The following is a 19854-nucleotide window of genomic DNA, read 5'->3' as shown; positions in this document are numbered from 1 at the left end:
CATCATCGCGATTGTCGGACGATTTTTCCAGCCCTGAGCATCAAACCGCTACATGTAACTGCGCACCAGGGCGCCGGAGATGAGAGTCCACCCGTCAGCGACCACGAAGAACGCCAGCTTGAATGGCAGGGAAACGATTGCGGGCGGAACCATCATCATCCCCATCGACATGAGCACCGCCGAAACGACGAGGTCGATGATCAGGAACGGCAGAAAGATCACGAAGCCGATCTGGAAGGCGCGGGCGATCTCGCTCAGCAGAAAGCTCGGCACAAGCAAGGACAGGGGCGCTTCCATCGCGGCGGGAGGCGGCAGTCCCGGAGCGCGGATCGCCGCCAGCTCCGCCAGGGTGGACGGGTTCACGCGCTGGGCCATGAAACCCTGAAACGGACCAATGATATGGGGAAGTGCTGCCTCCACTGTCGTTTCCCCGCGGGAGAGCGGGCCGATTCCGGTTTCCCATGCCTGCGTCAGGACAGGGTCCATGACAAACCAGCTCAGGAAAAGCGCCAGCGTCACCATGAGCATGTTTGGTGGCGCCTGCTGCAGGCCGATGGCCTGCCGAAGGATGGAAAGCACCGTGACGATGAAGGGAAAGCAGGTCACCGTGACCGCCAGGCCTGGCACCAGTCCCAGAAGCGTGATGACCGCGATGAGCTGCACCGCTCGCCCGGCGAGCGAGGCTCCGTCCGCCGGAATCAGGCCCTCTTGCGCGAAGGCCGCCCCCGCGAACAGGGTAAGTCCCGTTGTCCAGATTATCAGTCGTCCCGGATCAGGCGCCCCCCGCCACATCGATGACCTCCGTCAGCTTGACGGCGAGTTGACCGGCCTGATCGCCTTCAAGCTCCTGAAGCTCACCGCGCGCGATCAGCCGCTCGCCCACGTAAAGCTCCACGAGGTCGTCGACGCGCCGGTCCAGCGGCAGCACGGTATCCTGCTGGAGCCGGAGCAGGTCGCGCACCAGCGGACGCGCCTTTCCGACCGAAACGGTGATCTCGATGGGGATCTGTCCAAACAGGCGCTGCTCGGGAAAAATCTTGTCATCCATGGGCGCGAAGCTCCGGGCTTTGGGGGTAATGATTGCGGATTTCCTCGGTCAGCCTCTGGGTCAGGCCGTCGAGATCGAAGAGCGTCTCCGCCGCGGAGCGCAGGACGCACTGGCCGGGCAGGAGGGTGTCGTCGGCGACGATCTGGAAGGGCAGGTCGTCGTGATCCTGCAGCCGCGCCTGAAGCGCTGCGACATCCTCGGGGCAAACGGCAAGCGCCACCGGCTTCTGTGTGGCCTGTCTGGCGATCGGCGCGAAATGTTCGAGGATCAGCTCCGCAACCATTGTCTGCGCCACCGTGGGCAGGACTTTTGCGACCAGCGCCTCCAGCACCGGAGAGAGCGCGCTGAGGGCGTGATCCCGCGCCTCCTGCCAAGTGAGGGACAGATCCTGGAGTCGTGCATCCAGATCCGTGCGGAGCCGCGCGCGCTCCGACACCTCCGCCGCCACGGCTTCCTCCCATCCCGCGGCGAAGCCCTCGTCATAGGCGCAGGCCTGGGCCTTCAAGGCGTCTTCCTCGGCCAGTTGCGGGAATGTGGCGAAGTTCTCCAATGTGAGGGCGAGGGGTTTCATACGCGCTCCTTGCGGTCTTCAAGCCAGCCTCTGAGAATCTCGACCGTTTCGTCCTGACGCTCTGCGATGAGCCGTCGCAGGCGGTGAACGGGTTCTTCGGGCTGTGAAATCTCGGCGGGGGCAGGGAGACCAGTGCCATCCAGCGTCTCTCCCGCCGGGAGTATGCGCACGGGCCGACTGTCGTCCAGCTCACGGCCGGCCTTTCTCGCGCCGGTGAAAATCGGTCGGATGACGAACAGCCCGATGAGAAGGGCGAAGAGGCCAAGGAGCGCAGGTTTCACCAGTGTGGCGGCATCGAGCCCTGAGAGAAGTCCCTTCTCATCAGCCATCTCCGGCGTGTCGACCGGCTGAAACGGCATGGATTTCAGCGTGATCACATCGCCTCTCGCCTCATCATATCCGACCGTGGATGCGACCAGATCGCGAAGGGCGGCGATCTCGGTCTCTGGCAGCGGCTGCCATGTCGTCGTGCCGTCGGCCCCTGGAACCTGAACGCCGTCGACCAGAACCGCGACTGTCAGCCGGCGTAGCGCTCCCGGCGCGCGCTCGACCGCGCGTTCTGTCTGGGAGAAGTCGAAATTCGTGCGCTCTCGTGATCGGCTGTCCTGATTGCGGGAACTGCCGCCTTCCGCCTTGGCCTCGCCGTCGGGCAGGTTGCTGGCCACGCCCACAGGCGCGCCGGGACTCTCGGAGGAACTCGCCGTCGTTTCTTCGGCATCATGGCTGACCGCGATGCGGGAGGCGGGGTCGATCCGCCGTTCGGTGATGGTTTCACGCTCATTGGCGATGTCGAGGCTGACTTCCGCAACGGCCCGGCCCGGACCCAGCCGGGCTTCCAGAAGCCTCAGGATGTTATGGCGCAAAGTCTCTGTCCGCTCCGCCATCGGTCCCGCTCCGGGAGGCTCCACGCCGGAGAGGATCAACCCGCGCTGGCTGTCGATGACCGAGACCGCCTCGGGGAGCATTCCCGGCACTGCGGAGGACACCAGAAACCGCATGGCCCGCGCCTGATCCGCGGCGAGCGGCTTCCCTGAGGTAGTGACCGTGACGGAGGCCGTAGGCGGCATGTCCTGCCGGAAGGGCTGGGCGCGGGCGGTGGCAATATGCACACGTGCCGCCCGGATGCCGTTGCTTGACAGAATGGTCCGGGCCAGCTCCCCCTCCCGGGCGCGCCAGTAGGCCGCGTCGAACATCTGCGATGTCGTCCCGAAGCCGGAGAGCGAATCAAGTATTTCATAGCCTCCGCCACTGTTCGCGGGCATCCCCTCGGCGGCGAGGGCCATGCGAAGCTGGTCGCGGGCCTGCTCGGGCACATAGATCGCGTCGCCCCGCACGTCATGGGTGATCCCGCGCTGGGCCAGCGCATTCACAACCTGTCCCGCCGCTGCCGGCTCCAGCCCGGAATAGAGCAGGGTCATTCGCGGGCTGGCCACCCCGCGCGCCATCAGGAGTATGGCCGCGAACATGGCGAGCGTGGCTGCTCCCACTGCGACACGACGCACCAGTGTCAGCCCATTCCAGATGGCCACGATCTGCTGCACGGCGATTCTCCCTCATCCGGTCTGCGTGACTCTGGTTTTGCATTCGCAGCCTTAAGAAAGCGTTAGTCGGCTTCCGCTAAGACGATGTGGTGCAGATTCGGAGGCAATATGTCGGACGCGGCCGAGCAAGGGACGGAAGATGCAACCCGGAAGGGGGGCAAGCGAGGGCTGATTCTCGCCGGGGTGCTGGCGATCGCTTTGGCAGGCGGCGGGTTCATGGCTGCACGGACTGGGTTGATACCGGCATTCTCTCCCAAGACGCCGGAGAGCGGCTTGGGCGATATCGCCTATGTGACCATTCCCCCGCTCGTCCTGTCGCTCGGGCCGGGAATGGCGGGCCGCCATCTGCGATTCGCCGCCGATCTGGAGGTGAGACGCGCAGATGCGGGGGAGGTCGCGCTGGTGATGCCGCGCATTCGCGACGTGCTGAACGGCTATCTCCGCGCGGTGGAGCCGGAGCGGCTGGAGCAGCCCGCCATGCTGATGACGCTGCGCGCCCAGATGCTGCGCCGTGTTCAGATCGTCGCGGGCGAAGGTCGTGTAAGGGACCTGCTCGTTTCGGAATTTGTCATAAACTGAGGAGACGGGCATGGATTTCATCGCCGATCTGTTGCTGGCGACAGGCGCTTTTGGCGCTGGCCTCTATTGTTTCGTGCTCTCCCGCCGTCTGAAGCGCTTTTCTCAGCTGGAGGGCGGAATGGGGGGCGCCGTCGCCCTTCTGTCCGCGCAAGTCGATGAGCTGACGAAAGCCGTCGCGACCGCGCGCGAGACGGCGGGAGCCTCGGAGCGTTCGCTGGAGGAGGTGACGGGGCGCGCGGAGGCGGCAACCCGGCGGCTGGAGGTCGTTCTGGCCGCGATGCACGATCTGCCCGCGCCGAAGCCGCAGCGCCGCCGCCTTCGCCTCCGCCAACGGAGGGACGACATCCTCATGGCTGCGGAATGAAACGCCCCGGCCCGCTTTCCCTCGCCGCGGCGATGCTCCTCGCTTCCGCGGTGATCCGCCTTGCTGGCTGGGGTGGCAGCGCGCTGGCGCTGGAGGCTTCGCCCGCGATGATGGAAACATCCTGCACCTCACTGCCCGGTGCAGCAGAGCTTCTGGCAAATCTCCGCGATCGCGAAGCCCGCGTCGTGGAGACCGAGCGCGGGCTTGCCGCTCGCAAGGAGGCGCTCGACCGTGCGGAGACGGAAGTTCGCCAGCAACTCGCCCGGCTTGAGGCGGCAGAACAAAGCCTCGATGCACGAATCGCCGCCTCACGCCAGGCGAGCGAGACGGACCTTGCAAGGTTGACCGCTGTCTACGAGGCCATGAAGCCCAAGGAGGCCGCGCTGCTCTTTGAGGAAATGGAACCTGATTTCGCAGCCGGATTCATCGCCCGCATGCGCCCGGAGGCAGCCGCCGCCCTCATGGCGGGACTGAGCCCCCGCACGGCCTATTCGTTCAGCGTCCTGCTCGCAGGCCGCAACGCGCTTGCGCCGGTCGAGTGACGTCGAAAGCGAATATTAACCTGCGTGCTCTAAGGTGGGAATGACGCTGGAATGGAGGCTTCTGGAATGCTCGGCATCATCGGGATCGCTGTGATCTTCGTCATGGTATTTGGCGGCTACATCCTCGCAGGCGGCAAGATGTCGATCATCCTTCATTCGCTTCCCTATGAGATGGCAATGATACTCGGCGCGGCCTGCGGCGCCTTCCTGCTGTCGAGCGACATGGCGCTGGTGAAGGCAACGGTCCGGGATATCGCCCGCGCCTTCAAGGGCCCGAAATGGCGTCAGAGCGACTATCAGGATCTTCTTTGCCTGCTGTTCGAACTCGTGCGCCTGGGGCGTCAGAATCCGGTCGCGCTCGAAGAGCATGTGGAGGCGCCGGAAAGCTCTTCCATCTTCGCACGCTATCCCCGGATCGTCGCCGATCATGAAGCGGTGGACCTGATCTGCGACACGCTCCGCTCCGCCGCCATGAATTATGACGACCCCCACCAGGTGGAGGAGATTCTGGAAAAGCGGATGGAGGCGAGCCTGCATCACGCCCTTCACACCAGCCATGCCCTCCAGACGATGGCCGATGGGCTGCCTGCGCTGGGCATCGTCGCGGCGGTGCTGGGCGTCATCAAGACGATGGCCTCGATCGACCAGCCGCCGGAGGTGCTGGGCAAGCTGATCGGGGGCGCGCTTGTCGGCACGTTCCTTGGCGTATTCCTTGCTTACGGCATCGTCGGGCCGCTCGCTGCACGGCTGAAGGCAGTGACGGAGGAGGATGCCCAGTTCCACCGTCTGATTCGGGAGGTTCTGGTCGCCAACCTTCACAATCATGCGGCCAACATATGCGTCGAGGTCGGGCGGCAGAATGCGCCACATGCGGTTCGCCCGTCCTTCGCCATGCTGGAGGGGGCGCTGCGCGAACTGAAGCCGGAGGTGGCGTGATGCGCATACTGCTTGCCGTCCTGCTTTTGCTGCCTTGCCTTGCCTCCGCCCAGTCGATCCGTGTGCGCTCCGGGGAGCACGAGACATTCAGCAGGATCGTCATCGCCCTCCGGCAACCCTCTGCATGGTCGCTCATGCGGGACGAGGAGGGGTACCGGCTCGACATGGCGGCGAAGCCCGCGCTCGACATCAGCCGTGTGTTCGATCTGATTCCGCGACGCAGGATCGCCGATATCCGCAAGACGCCCGAAGGGCTCCATCTGTCGCTCGGCTGCGACTGCCATGCTGTCGCGACGGAGATGCGACCCGGGCTCATCGTGCTCGACGTGTCGGATGGTCCCCCGCCGGAAATGCCCGTGGCGGTCGTTCCGCCGCGCCTTCCGCTTCCGCTCCGCCCACCGCCTGCGCTGCCGCTGCCGCTCGCGCCAGATCAGCCACTGGCGAACATGCGTTCGCTGATCGGCGCAGAGCTGATGAGGGCGGTGGATCAGGGCTTGGTGGAGCTTGATGGCACTCCTGCCACAGCCGAAACCTCGACGGCAGACAGTGAAGCCCCCGGCCTCGCCGTTATCACTGCATTTGACAGGGATGTTCGTGACGATGGGCCCGCGCCTATCGGGCTGTCCGCATGTCCTGCCCCTGAACTCCTTGATCCTACGACCTGGGCCAAGGAGAAACCGTTTGCTGAGACGCTGGGCAAATTGCGCTCAGAACTGGTTGGGGAGTTCGATCGGCCCAGCATAGAGGCGCTGAATGCTCTCGTGCGGTACTACCTTGCCATGGGCTTTGGACACGAAGCGCTGGCGGAAATGCAGCTCAACCCCGATCTCATAACCGACCGGGAGTGGCTTTCACCGCTTGCCGCGCTCGTCGATGGCGAGATCCCGCGAGAGACCGGCCCGCTTGCGGGAATGGCGGTCTGTGACGGGTGGACATCGCTTTGGGCCCTTCTTGCGGACCCTGGCCTTGGGCCGGGCCGGGAGGTGAACAGGGGTGCCGTGCTGCGCAGTTTTTCGCGGCTCGCCCCGTTTCAACGCGACCTGCTTGGCCCCAGGCTGGTTGAACGGTTTCTTGCCCGGGATGACGATGAGGCGGCGCTTTCGGTGCGTGCCGCCATGGCCCGAAACGAAGAGGGGCCGTCCGTTGCGCTTGCAGACGGGCTGATCGCCCGAGAGGGAAGGGAGTCCCCCACCCTCTCCCCGACCTCACGCACTTCGGGGGTGCTTGGGGCAGAAGCCCTTGCCCTGCTTATTGAAGGACGCGTCGGGCGCGGAGAGCCGGTGGAACATGAGCGCGCCGTCCAGGCCGCTGCCCTTGCGATGGAGCTTCGCGGTGCCGAGCTGGGAGATAGATTGGCGCGTGCGGAGGTCCTTGCGCTCGCGTCCACGGGCGATTTCGACGGGGCATATGGCGCTTTCGACCGCTTGCCGGCCTCGTTGCGGCGCGACACGGAAGAGACGCTGGCAATGCTTCTGCTGCGGATCGCCGATGACGTGACCTTTCTGCGCTTTGCGCTCGGCCCCCGGCTCGCCGCGCCCGATCTGCCGATTTCGGTGCAGGCCGGGGTGGAGGAGCGGGTGGCTGCGCTTGGTTTCGGCCGGAGCGAGATAGCGCCGGGCAGGGCAGGGACGCCGGCCATGGTTCCCGCGCCAGCAGAGCCCCCCGCGGCCCAGCCCGCCCTCAGCCTTTCGCGGGCCGGGGCATTGCTCGAAGAAAGCAGGGCTTTCCGCCGCGATCTCGTTCTGATCCTGAATGACCCAGCGAGCGGGTCATGAAAGTGATACGCCAAGACCTTAGAGGATGCGGACTGCCGAAAACTCGGTGCTATACTCAAAGACTATGACAGAACATACGCGATACGCCCTTTATTGGACATCACCACCCGGTCCCCTCACCGACTTTGCGGCAGCGTGGCTGGGATGGAATCCTTGGACATCCCTAGAAGCCCTGCCACCCGCTCTGGCGGGCCGGCCGCTTGGATGGCCGCAGATCACGGAGGAACCCCGGCGTTATGGGTTCCACGCTACGTTGAAAGCGCCCTTTCGTATGGCCGAAGGGCGAAATCGCGCGGAGCTCGAGGCGGAATTACAAAGGTTTGCGCAAGGGCAGGCAGCCGTCAGGCTGGAGGGTCTGGATTTTAGTCAGCTGTCGGGATTTGTTGCACTCAGACCGAAGGGAGATGTTGCCGAGCTCAACAGATTCGCCATGACGGTTGTCGAGTATTTTGACGATTTCAGGGCGCCGCTGACCGAGGCCGAAATCGCGCGTCGTAAACCCGAAACGCTCTCACCGCAGCAGCGTCGGAAACTCGTTGACTGGGGTTACCCTTATGTCGGCGATGACTTTCGATTTCATCTCACGCTCACCGGAAGATTGCCGGAGACTGCTGCGAGAGCGGTGATCGAGGAACTCGAACCATACATTGCGCCCCTTCTGCCGGAGCCGCTGATCATTGATCACATCTATCTCTTTGGTCAAAGACCAGATGGAAAATTTGAAGTCCTCAAGGGCTATCCGCTGACAGCGCCAGCCAATTCTATATCTAGCTGATATGAATGATTTTCTGTGAAAACCGCGCTGATCGAGAGGATGACCCCTGCCAGCGGGCGGGAGCGGTGGCAGCAGATCATCGGGATCAGATTGTCAGCCGCTGCACAATGGGGAAAGCTGACCGGAAAAGGGCGTTACCCTGACGACGTAAAGCACGGATCTTGTCCGAGAGTCCGCAAGCCCGTTCGGCGTGACGACAAGCAAACCCCACGACATTTCAGAATGAACTACTACCGCGGCGCTGCTGGCCGGGCTTCCCGTCAGGATATGGCCGACAACGTGCCCCATTCCGGACATGGGCCATTGGCGATTGTTCCCTCTTGTCTTCCGGCTGAAGACGCTGCGCCAGCGGTGATGGTCCTGGCAGATCGGCACCGGTGAGGTGTTGCAATGCCGCGAGGATGGGCCTGACGCGCGCTGTGGCGCCGGGCATGGTCGTGGCGGGTCGGCGGCTACCGATGCTAATTGAGGCGAAGCCAGTGAATTTCCGTAGTAAATCTCAGGTTTGACTAACCTGGACCGCCAGCATGCTGAAATGCTCAACGGCTTGAATGGCTTGATCCAGGTCGCTGGCTACCGCGGCGATATCCGTCTTGAAGCCTAGACGCGCGCGGTGATCCATTTCGGTCGGCTTCTTGTCAGGCCCGTGGTCGCGCGAAGCTGATCAGGGTCAAGCCAAACAAGGATTCAACTCCTTTTCGACGAGGGGCCCTTCCCACAACGCCATGCTGTGCAGATCAAGGACGCCCGATGGAAGCGCCGGCGGCGCTGAACGTCAGCCGGCACTAATAGCATCAGCGAGTTTGACCCGTGGATTATCCCACGGGAGCAAAGCTTGATGCGTTCTCCCGGAAAGCTCGCACCCGAGGCCACACCCCCTCAGATCAATCCCATTGTCCTGAAGGACGTCTCCGCATGTTTACCGACGATGAGGTGGTCATGCACGGAGACGTCGATTGCCTCGCAGGCCGCGATGACACGTTCCGTCATCAGAACGTCATCGTCGCTTGGCGTTGGGTCGCCCGAGGGATGGTTATGAACCAGAATGACGGCGCTCGCCGCGAGTTCGAGCGCGCGCTTTGCCACTTCACGCGGATAGACGGGCACATGTCCGATAGTACCCTGTCCAAGCGCTTCATCGGCGATCACCGCATTCTTGCGATCAAGAAACAACACGCGGAACTGCTCTGTCTCCCGGTGCGCCATACAGGTCCGGCAGTAGGTCACCAGGGCATCCCATGAGGAGACGACCTCCCTCTGCAGGACGCGCGTTTGCGCCATGCGCTGCGCGAAGGCATCAACAAGACGGAGTTGCAGCCAGACCCAGCGATCGGCCCCCTCCACCTGCATTATGCGGTGCTCCGAAGCGGCGATAACACCGTTTAGATCACCGAAAGCGGCAAGAAGGCGTTTTGCGAGCGGTTTTACATCAATGCGCGGGATGGCGTTGAAAAGCAGCAGCTCCAACAGTTCATATTCCGGCATTCCTATCGGCCCGCCGTCGAGGAAGCGCGTCCGGAGCCGTTCGCGATGTCCCCAGTAATGAGGACGCTGCGCGCCGGACTCATCCCTGACAAGCCCCCCTCCCGCGGCAACGTCAGGTTTCAGGCGATCTGACTTGCGGTAAGCAGGAGCGTGCGGCTGCGCCCAGGCATCGGGTGGAGCGCTCCGGGCGTCCAGCTCTGCCAGACCCCGAAGCGCTTCCTCAGAAAAACGTACTTTCTGCCGATCAGCTTGCGCGAGAGCAGGAATACCGTCGGGACGATTCTCGCGACGGCGGCGTCCGATCCACCACACCTTCCTACTCCCAATGGTCCGCGGGAAAGCTAGGGCTGGAATGGTAAAAATATCCTTAACGCCGCCCTCTTGATCACTCCATTTCGGCTTCACGCGCCCAATAGCGCCGGGTCGCCGCATCTGCCAGTTCATCCAGTCCCGTAATGCCCGGGCCCGGTTCCACCCCGGCCCGATCCAGAAGGGTTTTCGCGCCCTCGTTCACGCCAATCGCCTTGAGGTGGGAAAAGGCGTCCATGACGAAGGCGACCGCCGCTCCATTGCGCGAAAGCTTCTTCGCCGCTTCCGGGGCAAGGACGAGCGCGACCGCATCGAACAAGACCGAGGGGGAGCCGGCCAGCTGCCCATCCGCCTTCATCTTGCCACCCTTCAGGGACAGGCCGCCCACTTTTGGCGCGACGGTAAAGGCCTTGCCGCCAGCGCTCTCAACCGACTTGATGACCTGATCCAGCTCAGCCTTGTCGGAGCCTTCATCGAACAGCACCCCGACGGTCCGGCCCTCGAGGGTCGCGGTCCAGTTTTTCTGGATCGAAAGCGCATCGGAGATATCGAGATCGACCGGCTCCTGCGCAGGTGCTGCGCGATCGGGAAGTTCCAGCGCCAAGCCCTCCGCCACTTGTGCCGCCAGATCCTCATCAACGTTCCGCAACAAGGACAGGACCCGCTTCCGCACATGATCCAGTTCCACTTTCGAGAGCTCAAAAGTGAAGGCGGACACGATATGGGCCTGTTCACTCTCTGTCTGAGAGCGGAAGAACAATCGCGCCTGGCTGAAATGGTCACTGAAGCTTTCGGCGCGGATACGGAGCTTAGGCCCTTCCACCTGCTGCGGTGACGTCCTGAACCCGGACTCAATCGCCCGCGGCCCGGGATCTTCTCCCGCCTCGTCCAGACTGTTCGGTTCGTAGTTGGAGCGCCCCTTCGGAACCATCGTCTGCATCATCCCGTCCCGTTGCATATTGGCGAAGGGACATTTCGGCGCGTTGATCGGAATCTGATGAAAATTCGTCGTGCCAAGCCGGGATTTCTGGGTATCCAGATAGGAGAAAAGCCGCCCCTGCAACAATGGGTCATCGGTGAAATCTATCCCCGGCACCACGTTGGAGGGCAGAAAGGCCACCTGCTCATTCTCCGCGAAATGGTTGTCGGGATTGCGGTCGAGCACCATGCGCCCGATGATCCTCAGCGGGATAACTTCCTCCGGGATGATCTTGGTGGGATCCAGTACATCGAAGGGCAACTTGTCGGCAGTCGCGGCGTCAAAGGTCTGAATGCCGAATTCCCATTCCGGGAAATCGCCCGTGGCAATGGAATTCCACAGATCGCGCCGGTGATAGTCGTTGTCGGCCCCCTGCAACTTGGCCGATTCATCCCAGACAAGCGACTGAGTGCCCAGCTTCGGTCGCCAGTGGAACTTGACGAAAGTCTCCTCACCCTCTGCGTTCACCAGCTTGAAGGTATGCACCCCGAACCCCTGCATCATCCGCAGGCTGCGCGGGATGGCACGGTCCGACATGGCCCAGAGCACCATATGCATGCTTTCGGGCATCAGGGAGACGAAATCCCAAAAGGTGTCATGTGCGCTGGCGGCCTGCGGGAAGCCGCGGTCGGCCTCCATCTTCACGGAATGAATGAGGTCAGGAAACTTGATCGCGTCCTGAATGAAGAAAACGGGAATATTGTTGCCAACCAGATCCCAGTTACCGTCTTCGGTATAGAATTTGACCGCAAAGCCACGGACATCACGCGGCGTGTCTACGGAACCCGCTCCACCGGCCACGGTCGAAAATCGGGCAAACACCGGGATTCGGTTACCCTTCTGCGCAAAGAGGCTCGCCCGGCTCAGGTCGGGGATGGGATCGATGCACTCGAAATAGCCATGGGCGGCAGAGCCACGGGCATGGACGATCCGTTCCGGGATGCGCTCATGGTCGAAGTGGAAGATCTTTTCCCGGAGAATGAAATCTTCCAGCAGGGTCGGCCCCCGATCCCCCGCACGGAGGCTGTTCTGGTTGTCCGAGATCGGGGTGCCGTGATTGGTCGTCAGAACGGGGCTGCCCCCGGTGGCCATCTGCTGAGTTTCACCCGCGTTCCCACGCTCGCTATCGTAACCTTGCCGGGTCATGCCTGAGCCTCCTGACCGTGACGCTTCGCTACGCCCCAACGTGGAAGGAGCAGGGGTGTTCCGCGCCTTTTGGGCGGATGGGCGATGGGGTCTTAACGTCGCGGCCTATCGCACGTCACCGCGGGCCAGTATGTGACTGGAGTGTTCTGAGGGACAATTCTCTCCGGCTGGGCGCAGCTCACGCCCCGCTGGACGCTGAATCCGCGGCTGGGTAATTTGCGAAACCAAGCCTCCGGTCCGGCCCGATGCGTTTCAACGGACAGTGTTCACCGCCCCGCAGTGCGACGAGAAAATTCTCGCCCTTGCCCCCAACCCGTGAGCTACGCACTCCTGCGATTGGTCGGCGGTATGGTCTGCAAAGTGAAAAGCCAGCCCTGCTTTCGCGGCTCTCGCTCATGGGGGAGGTCTTGGCGCCCAATTTTGAAACTGAAAACCGGTTCAGCCGGGAACACATGTGAATTGCCCGAGCCTGTTCTGGGTGCCGCTATTGGCGCCCTCACGGGGCCGGTATGCGGTGATTTCGATTGAGCTAGCCCATCACGGGACGCGTTGCCCGGTGGTCGAGTTCATGGAGAAACTGCGCGACGGCGATATCCAGCGCTCCGCCATTGTCGATGATGCTGACGGGAATATCTCGCGGGAAGGGGGCGGTATCGCGGACAAGGCGTTGCGCAATATCCGCCGCAGTTTCCCGCCCCCGTTGTGCAAGACGGAGGGCGAGCACCTCTGGCGGAGCGCTGATCTGAAGGATTCGCAACTCTGGAAAGACCTGGGCAGCCCTTTCCAGCACCGCTCGCGAAGCGTTGAACAGCACATCGCGACCCAAGATCACCTCAGACCGGGGAATACCGTAGGACAGGCCATGTGCCTGCCAGTGCAACACGAAATCACCCGCTGCCAGCCGCTTCTGGAAAAGCGTTTCGCTTACACCCTCAAAGTCTTCCCCACCGGCTTCGGTGGGCCGGGTGATGACGCGTCGGACACGGTGGATATCTGGCCTGCGCGCCAGCGCCGCGGCGATGACCGTGTCCTTGCCGGCGCCCGAGGGGCCAACCACGGCGAAGATCGCTGTCCTCATCTCATCCTCCTGAACCCTTCGCAGCGCTTTACCGGCGAGGAGTGTCAAACGGTTACGGCGCACACACGGCATTCTGCAATGATTATTTCATGAATATTTTACGACATATCAAAGGCATAAGAAATTCCCAGAACGGCGGAATTTTTTCCGCGACGACTTTCTATTTCATCTTGCCGTCATAGTCTGCAGCTATCCATAATTCATTCGAATGACTCGGAGGCTCATATGGGGCGCGAGAACTGGCAGATGATCCGGGACCGACTCTCGGAGAAGATCGCCTCGGGCAGCTTTTCGCCGGGCGACAGGCTGCCGACCGAGCCGGAATTGTGCCAGCTTTTCGGCGCGGGGCGGCACTCCATCCGTCGCGCGGTCGCCGCGCTCGCGGTGGAGGGCAAGCTGCGCGTGGAGCAGGGGCGCGGGACTTTCGTGGAATCGGCCCCGCTCATCAACTATCACATCGGTCGCCGAACCCGTTTCCGGCAGAACCTGCAGGAGCAGGGACTGGCACCGGGGGGCGATCAGATTGCGGCGGAAATAGTGCCTGCGCCCGCCCGGATCGCCCTTGCTTTGGCGCTGGAAGAAGGGGCGGCCGTTCACCGGCTGCTGAACCGCGGGCTGGCCGATGACGTGCCGATCAGCATCGGTCTTTCGTGGTACTGTGCGGCGCGGTTTCCCGATTTCGCGGAGCGCCGCGCGGCGGGAGAGGCTGTCAGCGACATCTATGCCGCTCATGGCGTGACTGATTATTTCCGGCGCTCCACCACCATCTTTGCCCGCCGGGCGGAGGAGGAGGAGGCACGCCTGCTTGCCCAGCATCCGTTGCTGCCCGTCCTTGTCGTCCAGAAAACCGACGTGGACGAGGCGGGCCGACCCATTGGCCATTCCGAAGCGGTTTGGTCTGCGGACCGGGTGCAGTTCACCTTCGACACCGATCCGCCGGGCGCGGAGCGGACTGACGACCGCCGGTCCTGACCGGCAACAGAAAGAGGACAAGATGTTCGATCAGAACAGCCTCCCCCCCGAGGGGAGAGACGATCATGCGCGCCTGCTCGCCACGCTCGCGCGGGCGGATGCAGCGCCGCTGAAAGCGCTGGCGGAGGGGTTGCTTCCCAGCCTGGGGGAGGTGGAAGTGCTGGCGAGCCGCACAGGTCTTGTCATGCTGCCGATGCGCGACACGGTGAAGGGCACGGATTTCCATCTGGGCGAGGTTCTGGTGGCGGAGGCTCATGTCCGCCTCGCCTCCGGTATCGAGGGCTATGGCATGGTGATCGGCCGCGATCTTGAGCGGGCGATGGCGATGGCGCTGACGGATGCCGCCCATGCCGAAGCCGTCGGGCGACCGCAGATCGAGCGTTTCGTGATGGACGAGGCCGCACGTCAGGCCGCCGAAGACCATGACACGCTCCGCGCCGTTGAGGCGACGCGGGTCGAGATGGAGACGTTCTGATGGCTGCTCCCCTGCCGAATATCGAAGAAGCCCGTGACAATGCCACGTTCGAGGCGCTGATGTGGGCGCTGTCCCGCCCCGGCGTGGAGCGGCGTCTGCCGGAGCCGGGGCTCGCCCCTGTGGTGCGGGCGCTGGTGGATCTCGAGGTCACGGCCTTCACGGATGACGAGGGTCTTCGGCCCCTCATCGACCGGACGGGCGCGCGGCCTGCCTGCCCGACTACCGCCGACTACCTGTTTCTTTCCGGGGGCGCGGAAGAGGCGTTCCGGCAGGCTCGGACCGGCTCCGCGATCCACCCGGAGGCCGGGGCGACACTGGTGCTTGCCGCACCGCTGCGGGCTGGGGGCCGGGTGCGGCTTGCCGGGCCGGGGATCGACGGTTCCATCACCATCTCCCCTGCGCTGTCGCCGGAGCTTTGGGGCATACGCGCCGAACGGGTGACCTACCCCCTCGGCTTTGACCTCTTCATCGTGGACGGGGACCGGGTCATCGGTCTGCCACGCTCCACCCACATCGAGGTGCTTTGATGGCTTATGTTGCAACGCGCGGCGGAGAACGAGCCATCGCGCAGGCGGAGCGGCTTTACAGGGAGGGGCTGGGCACCATCGATCAGGGGCGCGTGGCGGCTGTCGCGGCGGCGCTGCCTTGGCTCGTCGATCGGGTGATGGGGGAGGCGTCATTGTATGAGCCGGAACTGGCTGCGCTCGCCCTCTCCCAGACGGGCGGCGATCTCTATGAGACGGTGCTTCTGCTCCGTGCCTGGCGCACGACGCAGCCCCGCCTGACGGTGGCGGAGCCGGTGACGCAGGAGGCGCTGTTCACGCATCGTCGCATTTCCGCAGCTTTCAAGGACATTCCCGGCGGTCAGATCCTTGGACCGACGCTCGATTACGCGCATCGGCTTCTGGCGACGGGCGTCCTGGATGGCGTGCCGCTCGTTCCAGAGCTGGTGGAGCGCGCGGCCAAGCCTGCTCCGGCCTCTCAGCCCTCGCTTGCCGCCTGGCAGAAGGCCGAGGGCCTCGTTGCGGACCCGCCGCGCGAAAATGTGGCGCCTCAGAACATTCCCGATCTCACACGGGAGCCGCTCCTTTTCCCTGCAAAAAGAGCACATACGCTCCAAAGCCTTGCCAGAGCTGATACTGGCGGGGTTCTCGCGCTGGGCTATTCGGCCATGCGGGGCTACGGCAACGCTCATCCCACGGTGAATGAGCTTCGGCTGGCGGAGGCAGAGCTGCGCGTGTGCCATCCGCGCGGAACGGTATTCTCGGCGGGCCGTGTCAGGGTCTCGCAGGCGGAGGTCGCGGCGAAGGATACCTCCAGCCAGATCCGGCTGGGTTTCTCCGCCACGCTGGGTTGGAACGAGGTGAAGGTGATCTCGGCCGCGACGCTCGACCTGAATGCGCCGGGCGCGGCAAAGGGATCGCCGACGGAGGAAGAGTTCTTCCTTTACCACACCGAACCCGTGGAGGCCTCCGGCTTCTGCATCCACTTCAAGCTGCCGCATTATGTGACCTTCCAGTCCTCGCTCGACGCGATGCGGGACGCGCGGGCGCGGACGGCGGTGGCTGCCCCTGAACCCGGCCCGCAGGCCGAGCTGGCCGATGCGAAAATCGAGGAGCCGACCCTATGACCGCCCTGAGCGACCTCACCCGCCCATGGGAGGCGATGAGCTACGGCTTCCTCGACCCCTCCGCCAAGCGCGAGATGCGCCGCGCGATGCTGAAGGCCATCGCCGTGCCCGGCTGCCAGATCCCCTATGCGAGCCGCGAAGTGCCCATGGCGCGCGGCTGGGGCACCGGCGGGCTTCAGGTAACGCTGACGCTCGTGAACCCGGCCTCCGTGGTCAAGGTGATCGATCAGGGCGCGGATGACAGTGTGAATGCCGTTTCCATCCGCCAGTTCGTGGCCCGCGTGGCGGGTGCGCGGGGCACGGAGGACACGGCGGAGGCCACCATCCTGCAATCCCGCCACCGCATCCCGGAGGAGGTGATGCGAGAGGATCAGGTGCTCGTCCTTCAGGTGCCGAACCCGGAGCCTCTCCGCCCGGTGGAGCCGAACATCTCCGTCGCGCGCCAGATGCATGCCGACGCCGATTACGGGCGGCTGTGGCTGGTGCTCTACGAGCAGATCGTGCGGTCGGGGCGCATCATGCAGGGTGCCTCCTACCCGGCGCTGGTCAATGGGCGGCATGTCATGACACCATCGCCCATACCGCGCTGGGACGTGCCGAAGCTCAACATGGCGCGGCACCTGACGCTTCTGTCGGCGGGGCGGGAAAAGCGCATCTTCGCGGTGCCGCCCTTTACCCCGGTGGAGCCGCTGGCGTTTTCCGACATGCCCTACCGGGTGGAGGATCACGCCGGACTCACCTGCGATCGCACGGGCGTCAAAGGCTTCTTCATGAACGAGATTCCGCAGGCCGATGGCGGCTCGGTCCACGAGCTGTCAGACTCTGGCTATGCCGTCAAACACATCCGGGCAGCGGAAGGCGAGGGCGTCGCTCCCGGAGAGACATGGTATGTGAACGGGGTGATGAAATGACCCGGACTGCGGAATGGGCGCGCCGGGACGCGCCGCGGCTGATGACGACACCGCCGATCATGACGATGGCCGGTATCTCCCGGCGCTTCGGCAAGGTGACGGCGCTCGATGATGTGGATGTGACGGTCTATCCCGGCGAGGTTCTGGGCATCGTGGGAGAGAGCGGCTCGGGGAAATCCACGCTGCTGCGCATGATGAACCTGGAAGACACCCCCGATAGCGGAGATTACAGGCTGGCGATTCCAGGGGCGGAGGGGAACCTCTTCGAGCTGGATCGTTACGCGCGGCGGATGCTCTGCGCGCGCCATGTGGGGATCGTCTATCAGAACCCGCATCTGGGGCTTCTGATGCGCAACTCCTCCTCCGGCAACGTCGCCGAACGGCTGCTGATCGCAGGGGAACGTCGCTTCGCCACGCTGCGCGAGAAAGCCGGGGAGGCGCTGGCGGCATCCGAATTTCCGCTGGAGCGGATGGATGCGCGGCCGATCGAGCTGTCGGGCGGGATGCAGCAACGCGTGCAGCTTGCCAAGGCCATCGCGCTGGAGCCGGCGCTGCTGCTGCTGGACGAGCCGACCACGGGGCTGGACGTCTCCGTGCAGGCGCTGGTGCTGGATACCTTGAAACGACTGCAGCGCGACCGGGCGATCACCATGGTGCTCGTCAGCCATGACCTTGGCGTCATCCGCACCATGGCGGACCGGGTCATGGTGATGCGCCGGGGCCGCGTGGTCGAGCAGGGACTTGCCGACCAGATCTTTCAGGACCCGCAGCATGACTACACCCAGTCCCTCGTCCATGCCAAACTGTGAGGCGACCATGATGCACCGCTCCCTCCCTATGTCCCTCCCCGTGCTCGAAGTCGAAGGGCTGGCCAAGCATTTCGACATGCACCATCTCCACCAGCGCCTCCCGGCATTCGAGGGGGTGAGCTTCCGTCTGTATCCCGGGCGGTTCCTACTGCTGCGCGGGCATAACGGCGCCGGTAAATCCACGCTGCTGCGCACGCTCTACCGGACCTATCTGCCGAAGGGTGGCCATATCTGGCTCAACACGGCGGAAGGGCGGATCGACCTCGCCACCGCGGCGGATGTCGATGTGGCGCTGCTCAGGCGGCGGGAGATCGGCTTCGTCACCCAGTTTCTCATCGCCCGCCCCCGTGTCGCGGCGGAGGAGATCGTGGCCGAACCGCTGCGCCTTGCCGGGCGCCCGGCGGCGGAGGCGCTGGAAGCCGCGCGCGCGGCTTTGGCGGAGTTCGGGGTGAAGCGCGAGCTTTGGGCGGCATATCCCTCCACCTTCTCGGGCGGAGAACAGCAGAAGGTGAACCTCGCCCGCGCGCTCATCCTGCCGCAGCGGCTGCTGATGCTCGACGAGCCGACGGCCTCGCTCGACGCGGGCGCGCGGGAGGCGCTGGTGCGCCGGCTGCGGCAACTGAAAACCGAAGGCGTCGCCATGATCGGCGTGTTTCACCATCCCGGCGACGTGGCCGGGCTGATCGATGCAGAACTCGACCTGTCCACGAAGGAGTTGGAACATGTGGCTCAGTGATTTCCGGGTCGTCCTGCCGGACGACGTGCTGGAGAGCGGCTCCGTCCGTGTGGAAGACGGTCGGATTGCCGATATCGTGGAAGGCCCTGTCGCGGGCGCCGCGGTGGCGGGGGACGGGCTTCTGCTCCTGCCGGGCTTCATCGACATGCATGGCGACATGATCGAGCGGGAGGTGGAGCCGCGCCCTTCTGTCCACATGCCGCTGGAGCTGGGCATCCGCGATCTGGACAGGAAGCTGGCCGGCTCCGGCTTCACCACAGCCTATGCCGCCCTGTCCTTCAGCCCGGCCTCCACCTACGGGCATCTCAGGAGCTACGACCACACCACGGAGGTCATCCGTGCGCTCCGCCGGATGCGGGGCGATCTGCTCATCGAGCATCGTGTTCATGCCCGCTTCGAGATCACCTTTCCCAAGGCGCTCGACGTGGTGCATGAACTGATCTCCGAGGGCAGCGTGGAGCTTATCTCCCTTACCGACCATACGCCGGGGCAGGGCCAGTATCGCGACATCGAGCGCGTGGTGGAGCGGACCATGGCGGAAAAGGGCCTCTCGGCAGAGGAGGCGGCCGCGGCCGTGGCGCAGCGCATCGCCGAACGGACCCGCCCGGAGGAGGAACTGGCAGCCACGCTCTCCCGCATCTCCACCGCCTGCCATGCGAATGGCGTCGCGCTGGCGAGCCACGATGACGACACGGTGGCAAAGGTCGGCATCATGGCGGCGCTCGGCGTCTGCATCAGCGAATTCCCGGTGACGGAGGAAGCGGCGGTGGAGGCGCGCAGCCGGGGGCTAGCCACCGTCATGGGTGCACCGAATGCGCTTCGCGGTCAGAGCTATTCGGGCAACCTTTCGGCGCGCGCGGCGCATGCAGCGGGCCTGCTGGATATCCTTGCGTCCGACTACCACCCCTCCGCCATGCTGCCCGCCGTTCTGGAACTGGCGAAGAGCGACCCGAGGGGGCTGGCGGGTGCCGCACGGCTTTCGGCCGGAAACGTGGCGGAGGCGCTGGGGCTGGAGGATCGCGGTGCCATCGCCATCGGCCGGCGCGCCGACCTGGTCGCCGCCACGGATGAGGGTCTGGGCCATGTGGTCGCCACGCTCTGCGGCGGGAAGATGGTCTATTCCAACGGTCGTCTGGCCAGCGGGGCCTTCCGCTCCCTGCGGCCGGTTCGCGCAGTCGCGGCGGTCTCCTGAC

The 19854-nt window shown here is 64.3% G+C and carries 21 protein-coding genes; 14 read left to right on the top strand and 7 right to left on the bottom strand.

The window, feature by feature from the left end; all coding sequences use genetic code 11:
* Positions 1-48: 48 nt before the first annotated feature.
* The 4 genes from CN97_RS13475 to fliF are packed head-to-tail and all read right to left on the bottom strand — an operon-like array spanning position 49 to position 3160.
* Positions 49-792, bottom strand: coding sequence for a flagellar type III secretion system pore protein FliP (locus CN97_RS13475; RefSeq protein WP_084684171.1), 744 nt, complete (start codon positions 790-792; stop codon positions 49-51).
* The gene (locus CN97_RS13470) at positions 773-1048 is read right to left on the bottom strand and encodes a FliM/FliN family flagellar motor switch protein (protein WP_035712408.1); all 276 of its coding nucleotides are present in this window, start codon (positions 1046-1048) and stop codon (positions 773-775) included. Before CN97_RS13470 ends, CN97_RS13475 begins: the two co-directional genes overlap by 20 nt.
* Complete coding sequence (locus CN97_RS13465; RefSeq protein ID WP_051911246.1) at positions 1041-1619, bottom strand: FliH/SctL family protein; 579 nt, start codon at positions 1617-1619, stop codon at positions 1041-1043. The genes CN97_RS13470 and CN97_RS13465 overlap by 8 nt, the downstream gene beginning before the upstream one ends.
* Entirely contained in the window at positions 1616-3160 is a 1545-nt protein-coding gene (fliF, locus tag CN97_RS13460) for a flagellar basal-body MS-ring/collar protein FliF (RefSeq protein WP_035712406.1), read from the bottom strand. The genes CN97_RS13465 and fliF overlap by 4 nt, the downstream gene beginning before the upstream one ends.
* Positions 3161-3268: 108 nt before the next feature.
* Here fliF and CN97_RS13455 point away from each other — a divergent pair, with 108 nt between their 5' ends.
* The 6 genes from CN97_RS13455 (at position 3269) to CN97_RS13430 (ending at position 8131) form a co-directional block, all read left to right on the top strand.
* The gene (locus CN97_RS13455) at positions 3269-3739 is read left to right on the top strand and encodes a flagellar basal body-associated FliL family protein (RefSeq protein ID WP_035712403.1); all 471 of its coding nucleotides are present in this window, start codon (positions 3269-3271) and stop codon (positions 3737-3739) included.
* A gap of 10 nt (positions 3740-3749) precedes the next feature.
* Positions 3750-4103: a hypothetical protein gene (locus CN97_RS13450; protein WP_035712401.1), complete on the top strand. Its 354-nt coding sequence runs from the start codon at positions 3750-3752 to the stop codon at positions 4101-4103.
* Positions 4100-4645 (top strand): MotE family protein, encoded by a 546-nt coding sequence (locus CN97_RS13445; RefSeq protein ID WP_035712400.1) that lies wholly within the window; start codon positions 4100-4102, stop codon positions 4643-4645. Before CN97_RS13450 ends, CN97_RS13445 begins: the two co-directional genes overlap by 4 nt.
* Before the next feature lie 66 nt (positions 4646-4711).
* A complete protein-coding gene (gene motA / locus CN97_RS13440; RefSeq protein WP_035712397.1) occupies positions 4712-5581 on the top strand; it encodes a flagellar motor stator protein MotA in 870 nt (289 codons plus the stop codon).
* On the top strand, positions 5578-7356 hold the full coding sequence (locus CN97_RS13435) for a hypothetical protein (RefSeq protein ID WP_140418205.1): 1779 nt from the start codon (positions 5578-5580) through the stop codon (positions 7354-7356). The genes motA and CN97_RS13435 overlap by 4 nt, the downstream gene beginning before the upstream one ends.
* 25 nt (positions 7357-7381) lie before the next feature.
* Positions 7382-8131 carry a DUF1045 domain-containing protein gene (locus CN97_RS13430; protein ID WP_084684170.1) on the top strand — a complete coding sequence of 250 codons (750 nt, stop codon included), beginning with the start codon at positions 7382-7384 and terminating at the stop codon, positions 8129-8131.
* Positions 8132-9010: 879 nt separating this feature from the next.
* On the opposite strand, the gene radC is transcribed toward CN97_RS13430, so the two are convergent.
* From radC to phnN, 3 genes are all read right to left on the bottom strand, one after another.
* Positions 9011-9811 carry a RadC family protein gene (gene radC / locus CN97_RS13425; RefSeq protein ID WP_407059736.1) on the bottom strand — a complete coding sequence of 267 codons (801 nt, stop codon included), beginning with the start codon at positions 9809-9811 and terminating at the stop codon, positions 9011-9013.
* 190 nt (positions 9812-10001) lie between these two features.
* The gene (locus CN97_RS13420) at positions 10002-12050 is read right to left on the bottom strand and encodes a catalase (RefSeq protein ID WP_035712394.1); all 2049 of its coding nucleotides are present in this window, start codon (positions 12048-12050) and stop codon (positions 10002-10004) included.
* A gap of 529 nt (positions 12051-12579) precedes the next feature.
* Positions 12580-13128 carry a phosphonate metabolism protein/1,5-bisphosphokinase (PRPP-forming) PhnN gene (gene phnN, locus CN97_RS13415; RefSeq protein ID WP_035712392.1) on the bottom strand — a complete coding sequence of 183 codons (549 nt, stop codon included), beginning with the start codon at positions 13126-13128 and terminating at the stop codon, positions 12580-12582.
* A 225-nt stretch (positions 13129-13353) separates the two neighbouring features.
* Between phnN and phnF the strand changes: the two genes are divergently transcribed.
* Genes phnF through CN97_RS13375 form a run of 8 tightly spaced genes read left to right on the top strand, consistent with a single transcriptional unit; the run spans position 13354 to position 19853 of the window.
* Positions 13354-14100, top strand: coding sequence for a phosphonate metabolism transcriptional regulator PhnF (gene phnF / locus CN97_RS13410; protein WP_035712390.1), 747 nt, complete (start codon positions 13354-13356; stop codon positions 14098-14100).
* 22 nt (positions 14101-14122) lie between these two features.
* Entirely contained in the window at positions 14123-14575 is a 453-nt protein-coding gene (gene phnG / locus CN97_RS13405; RefSeq protein ID WP_051911244.1) for a phosphonate C-P lyase system protein PhnG, read from the top strand.
* A complete protein-coding gene (phnH, locus tag CN97_RS13400; RefSeq protein ID WP_035712387.1) occupies positions 14575-15102 on the top strand; it encodes a phosphonate C-P lyase system protein PhnH in 528 nt (175 codons plus the stop codon). Before phnG ends, phnH begins: the two co-directional genes overlap by 1 nt.
* On the top strand, positions 15102-16205 hold the full coding sequence (locus CN97_RS13395; RefSeq protein WP_035712383.1) for a carbon-phosphorus lyase complex subunit PhnI: 1104 nt from the start codon (positions 15102-15104) through the stop codon (positions 16203-16205). The genes phnH and CN97_RS13395 overlap by 1 nt, the downstream gene beginning before the upstream one ends.
* Positions 16202-17116, top strand: coding sequence for an alpha-D-ribose 1-methylphosphonate 5-phosphate C-P-lyase PhnJ (locus tag CN97_RS13390; RefSeq protein ID WP_035712381.1), 915 nt, complete (start codon positions 16202-16204; stop codon positions 17114-17116). The genes CN97_RS13395 and CN97_RS13390 overlap by 4 nt, the downstream gene beginning before the upstream one ends.
* Positions 17113-17925 carry an ATP-binding cassette domain-containing protein gene (locus tag CN97_RS13385; RefSeq protein WP_035712379.1) on the top strand — a complete coding sequence of 271 codons (813 nt, stop codon included), beginning with the start codon at positions 17113-17115 and terminating at the stop codon, positions 17923-17925. The genes CN97_RS13390 and CN97_RS13385 overlap by 4 nt, the downstream gene beginning before the upstream one ends.
* Positions 17888-18661, top strand: a complete 774-nt coding sequence (locus CN97_RS13380) for a phosphonate C-P lyase system protein PhnL (protein WP_248700098.1) — start codon at positions 17888-17890, stop codon at positions 18659-18661. Before CN97_RS13385 ends, CN97_RS13380 begins: the two co-directional genes overlap by 38 nt.
* The gene (locus tag CN97_RS13375; RefSeq protein WP_035712376.1) at positions 18648-19853 is read left to right on the top strand and encodes an alpha-D-ribose 1-methylphosphonate 5-triphosphate diphosphatase; all 1206 of its coding nucleotides are present in this window, start codon (positions 18648-18650) and stop codon (positions 19851-19853) included. Before CN97_RS13380 ends, CN97_RS13375 begins: the two co-directional genes overlap by 14 nt.
* The last annotated feature ends 1 nt before the right edge of the window (position 19854 follow it).

The sequence above is a fragment of the Haematobacter massiliensis genome, assembly GCF_000740795.1.
GTDB lineage: Bacteria > Pseudomonadota > Alphaproteobacteria > Rhodobacterales > Rhodobacteraceae > Haematobacter > Haematobacter massiliensis.
This window is presented reverse-complemented; position numbering and strand designations above follow the sequence as displayed.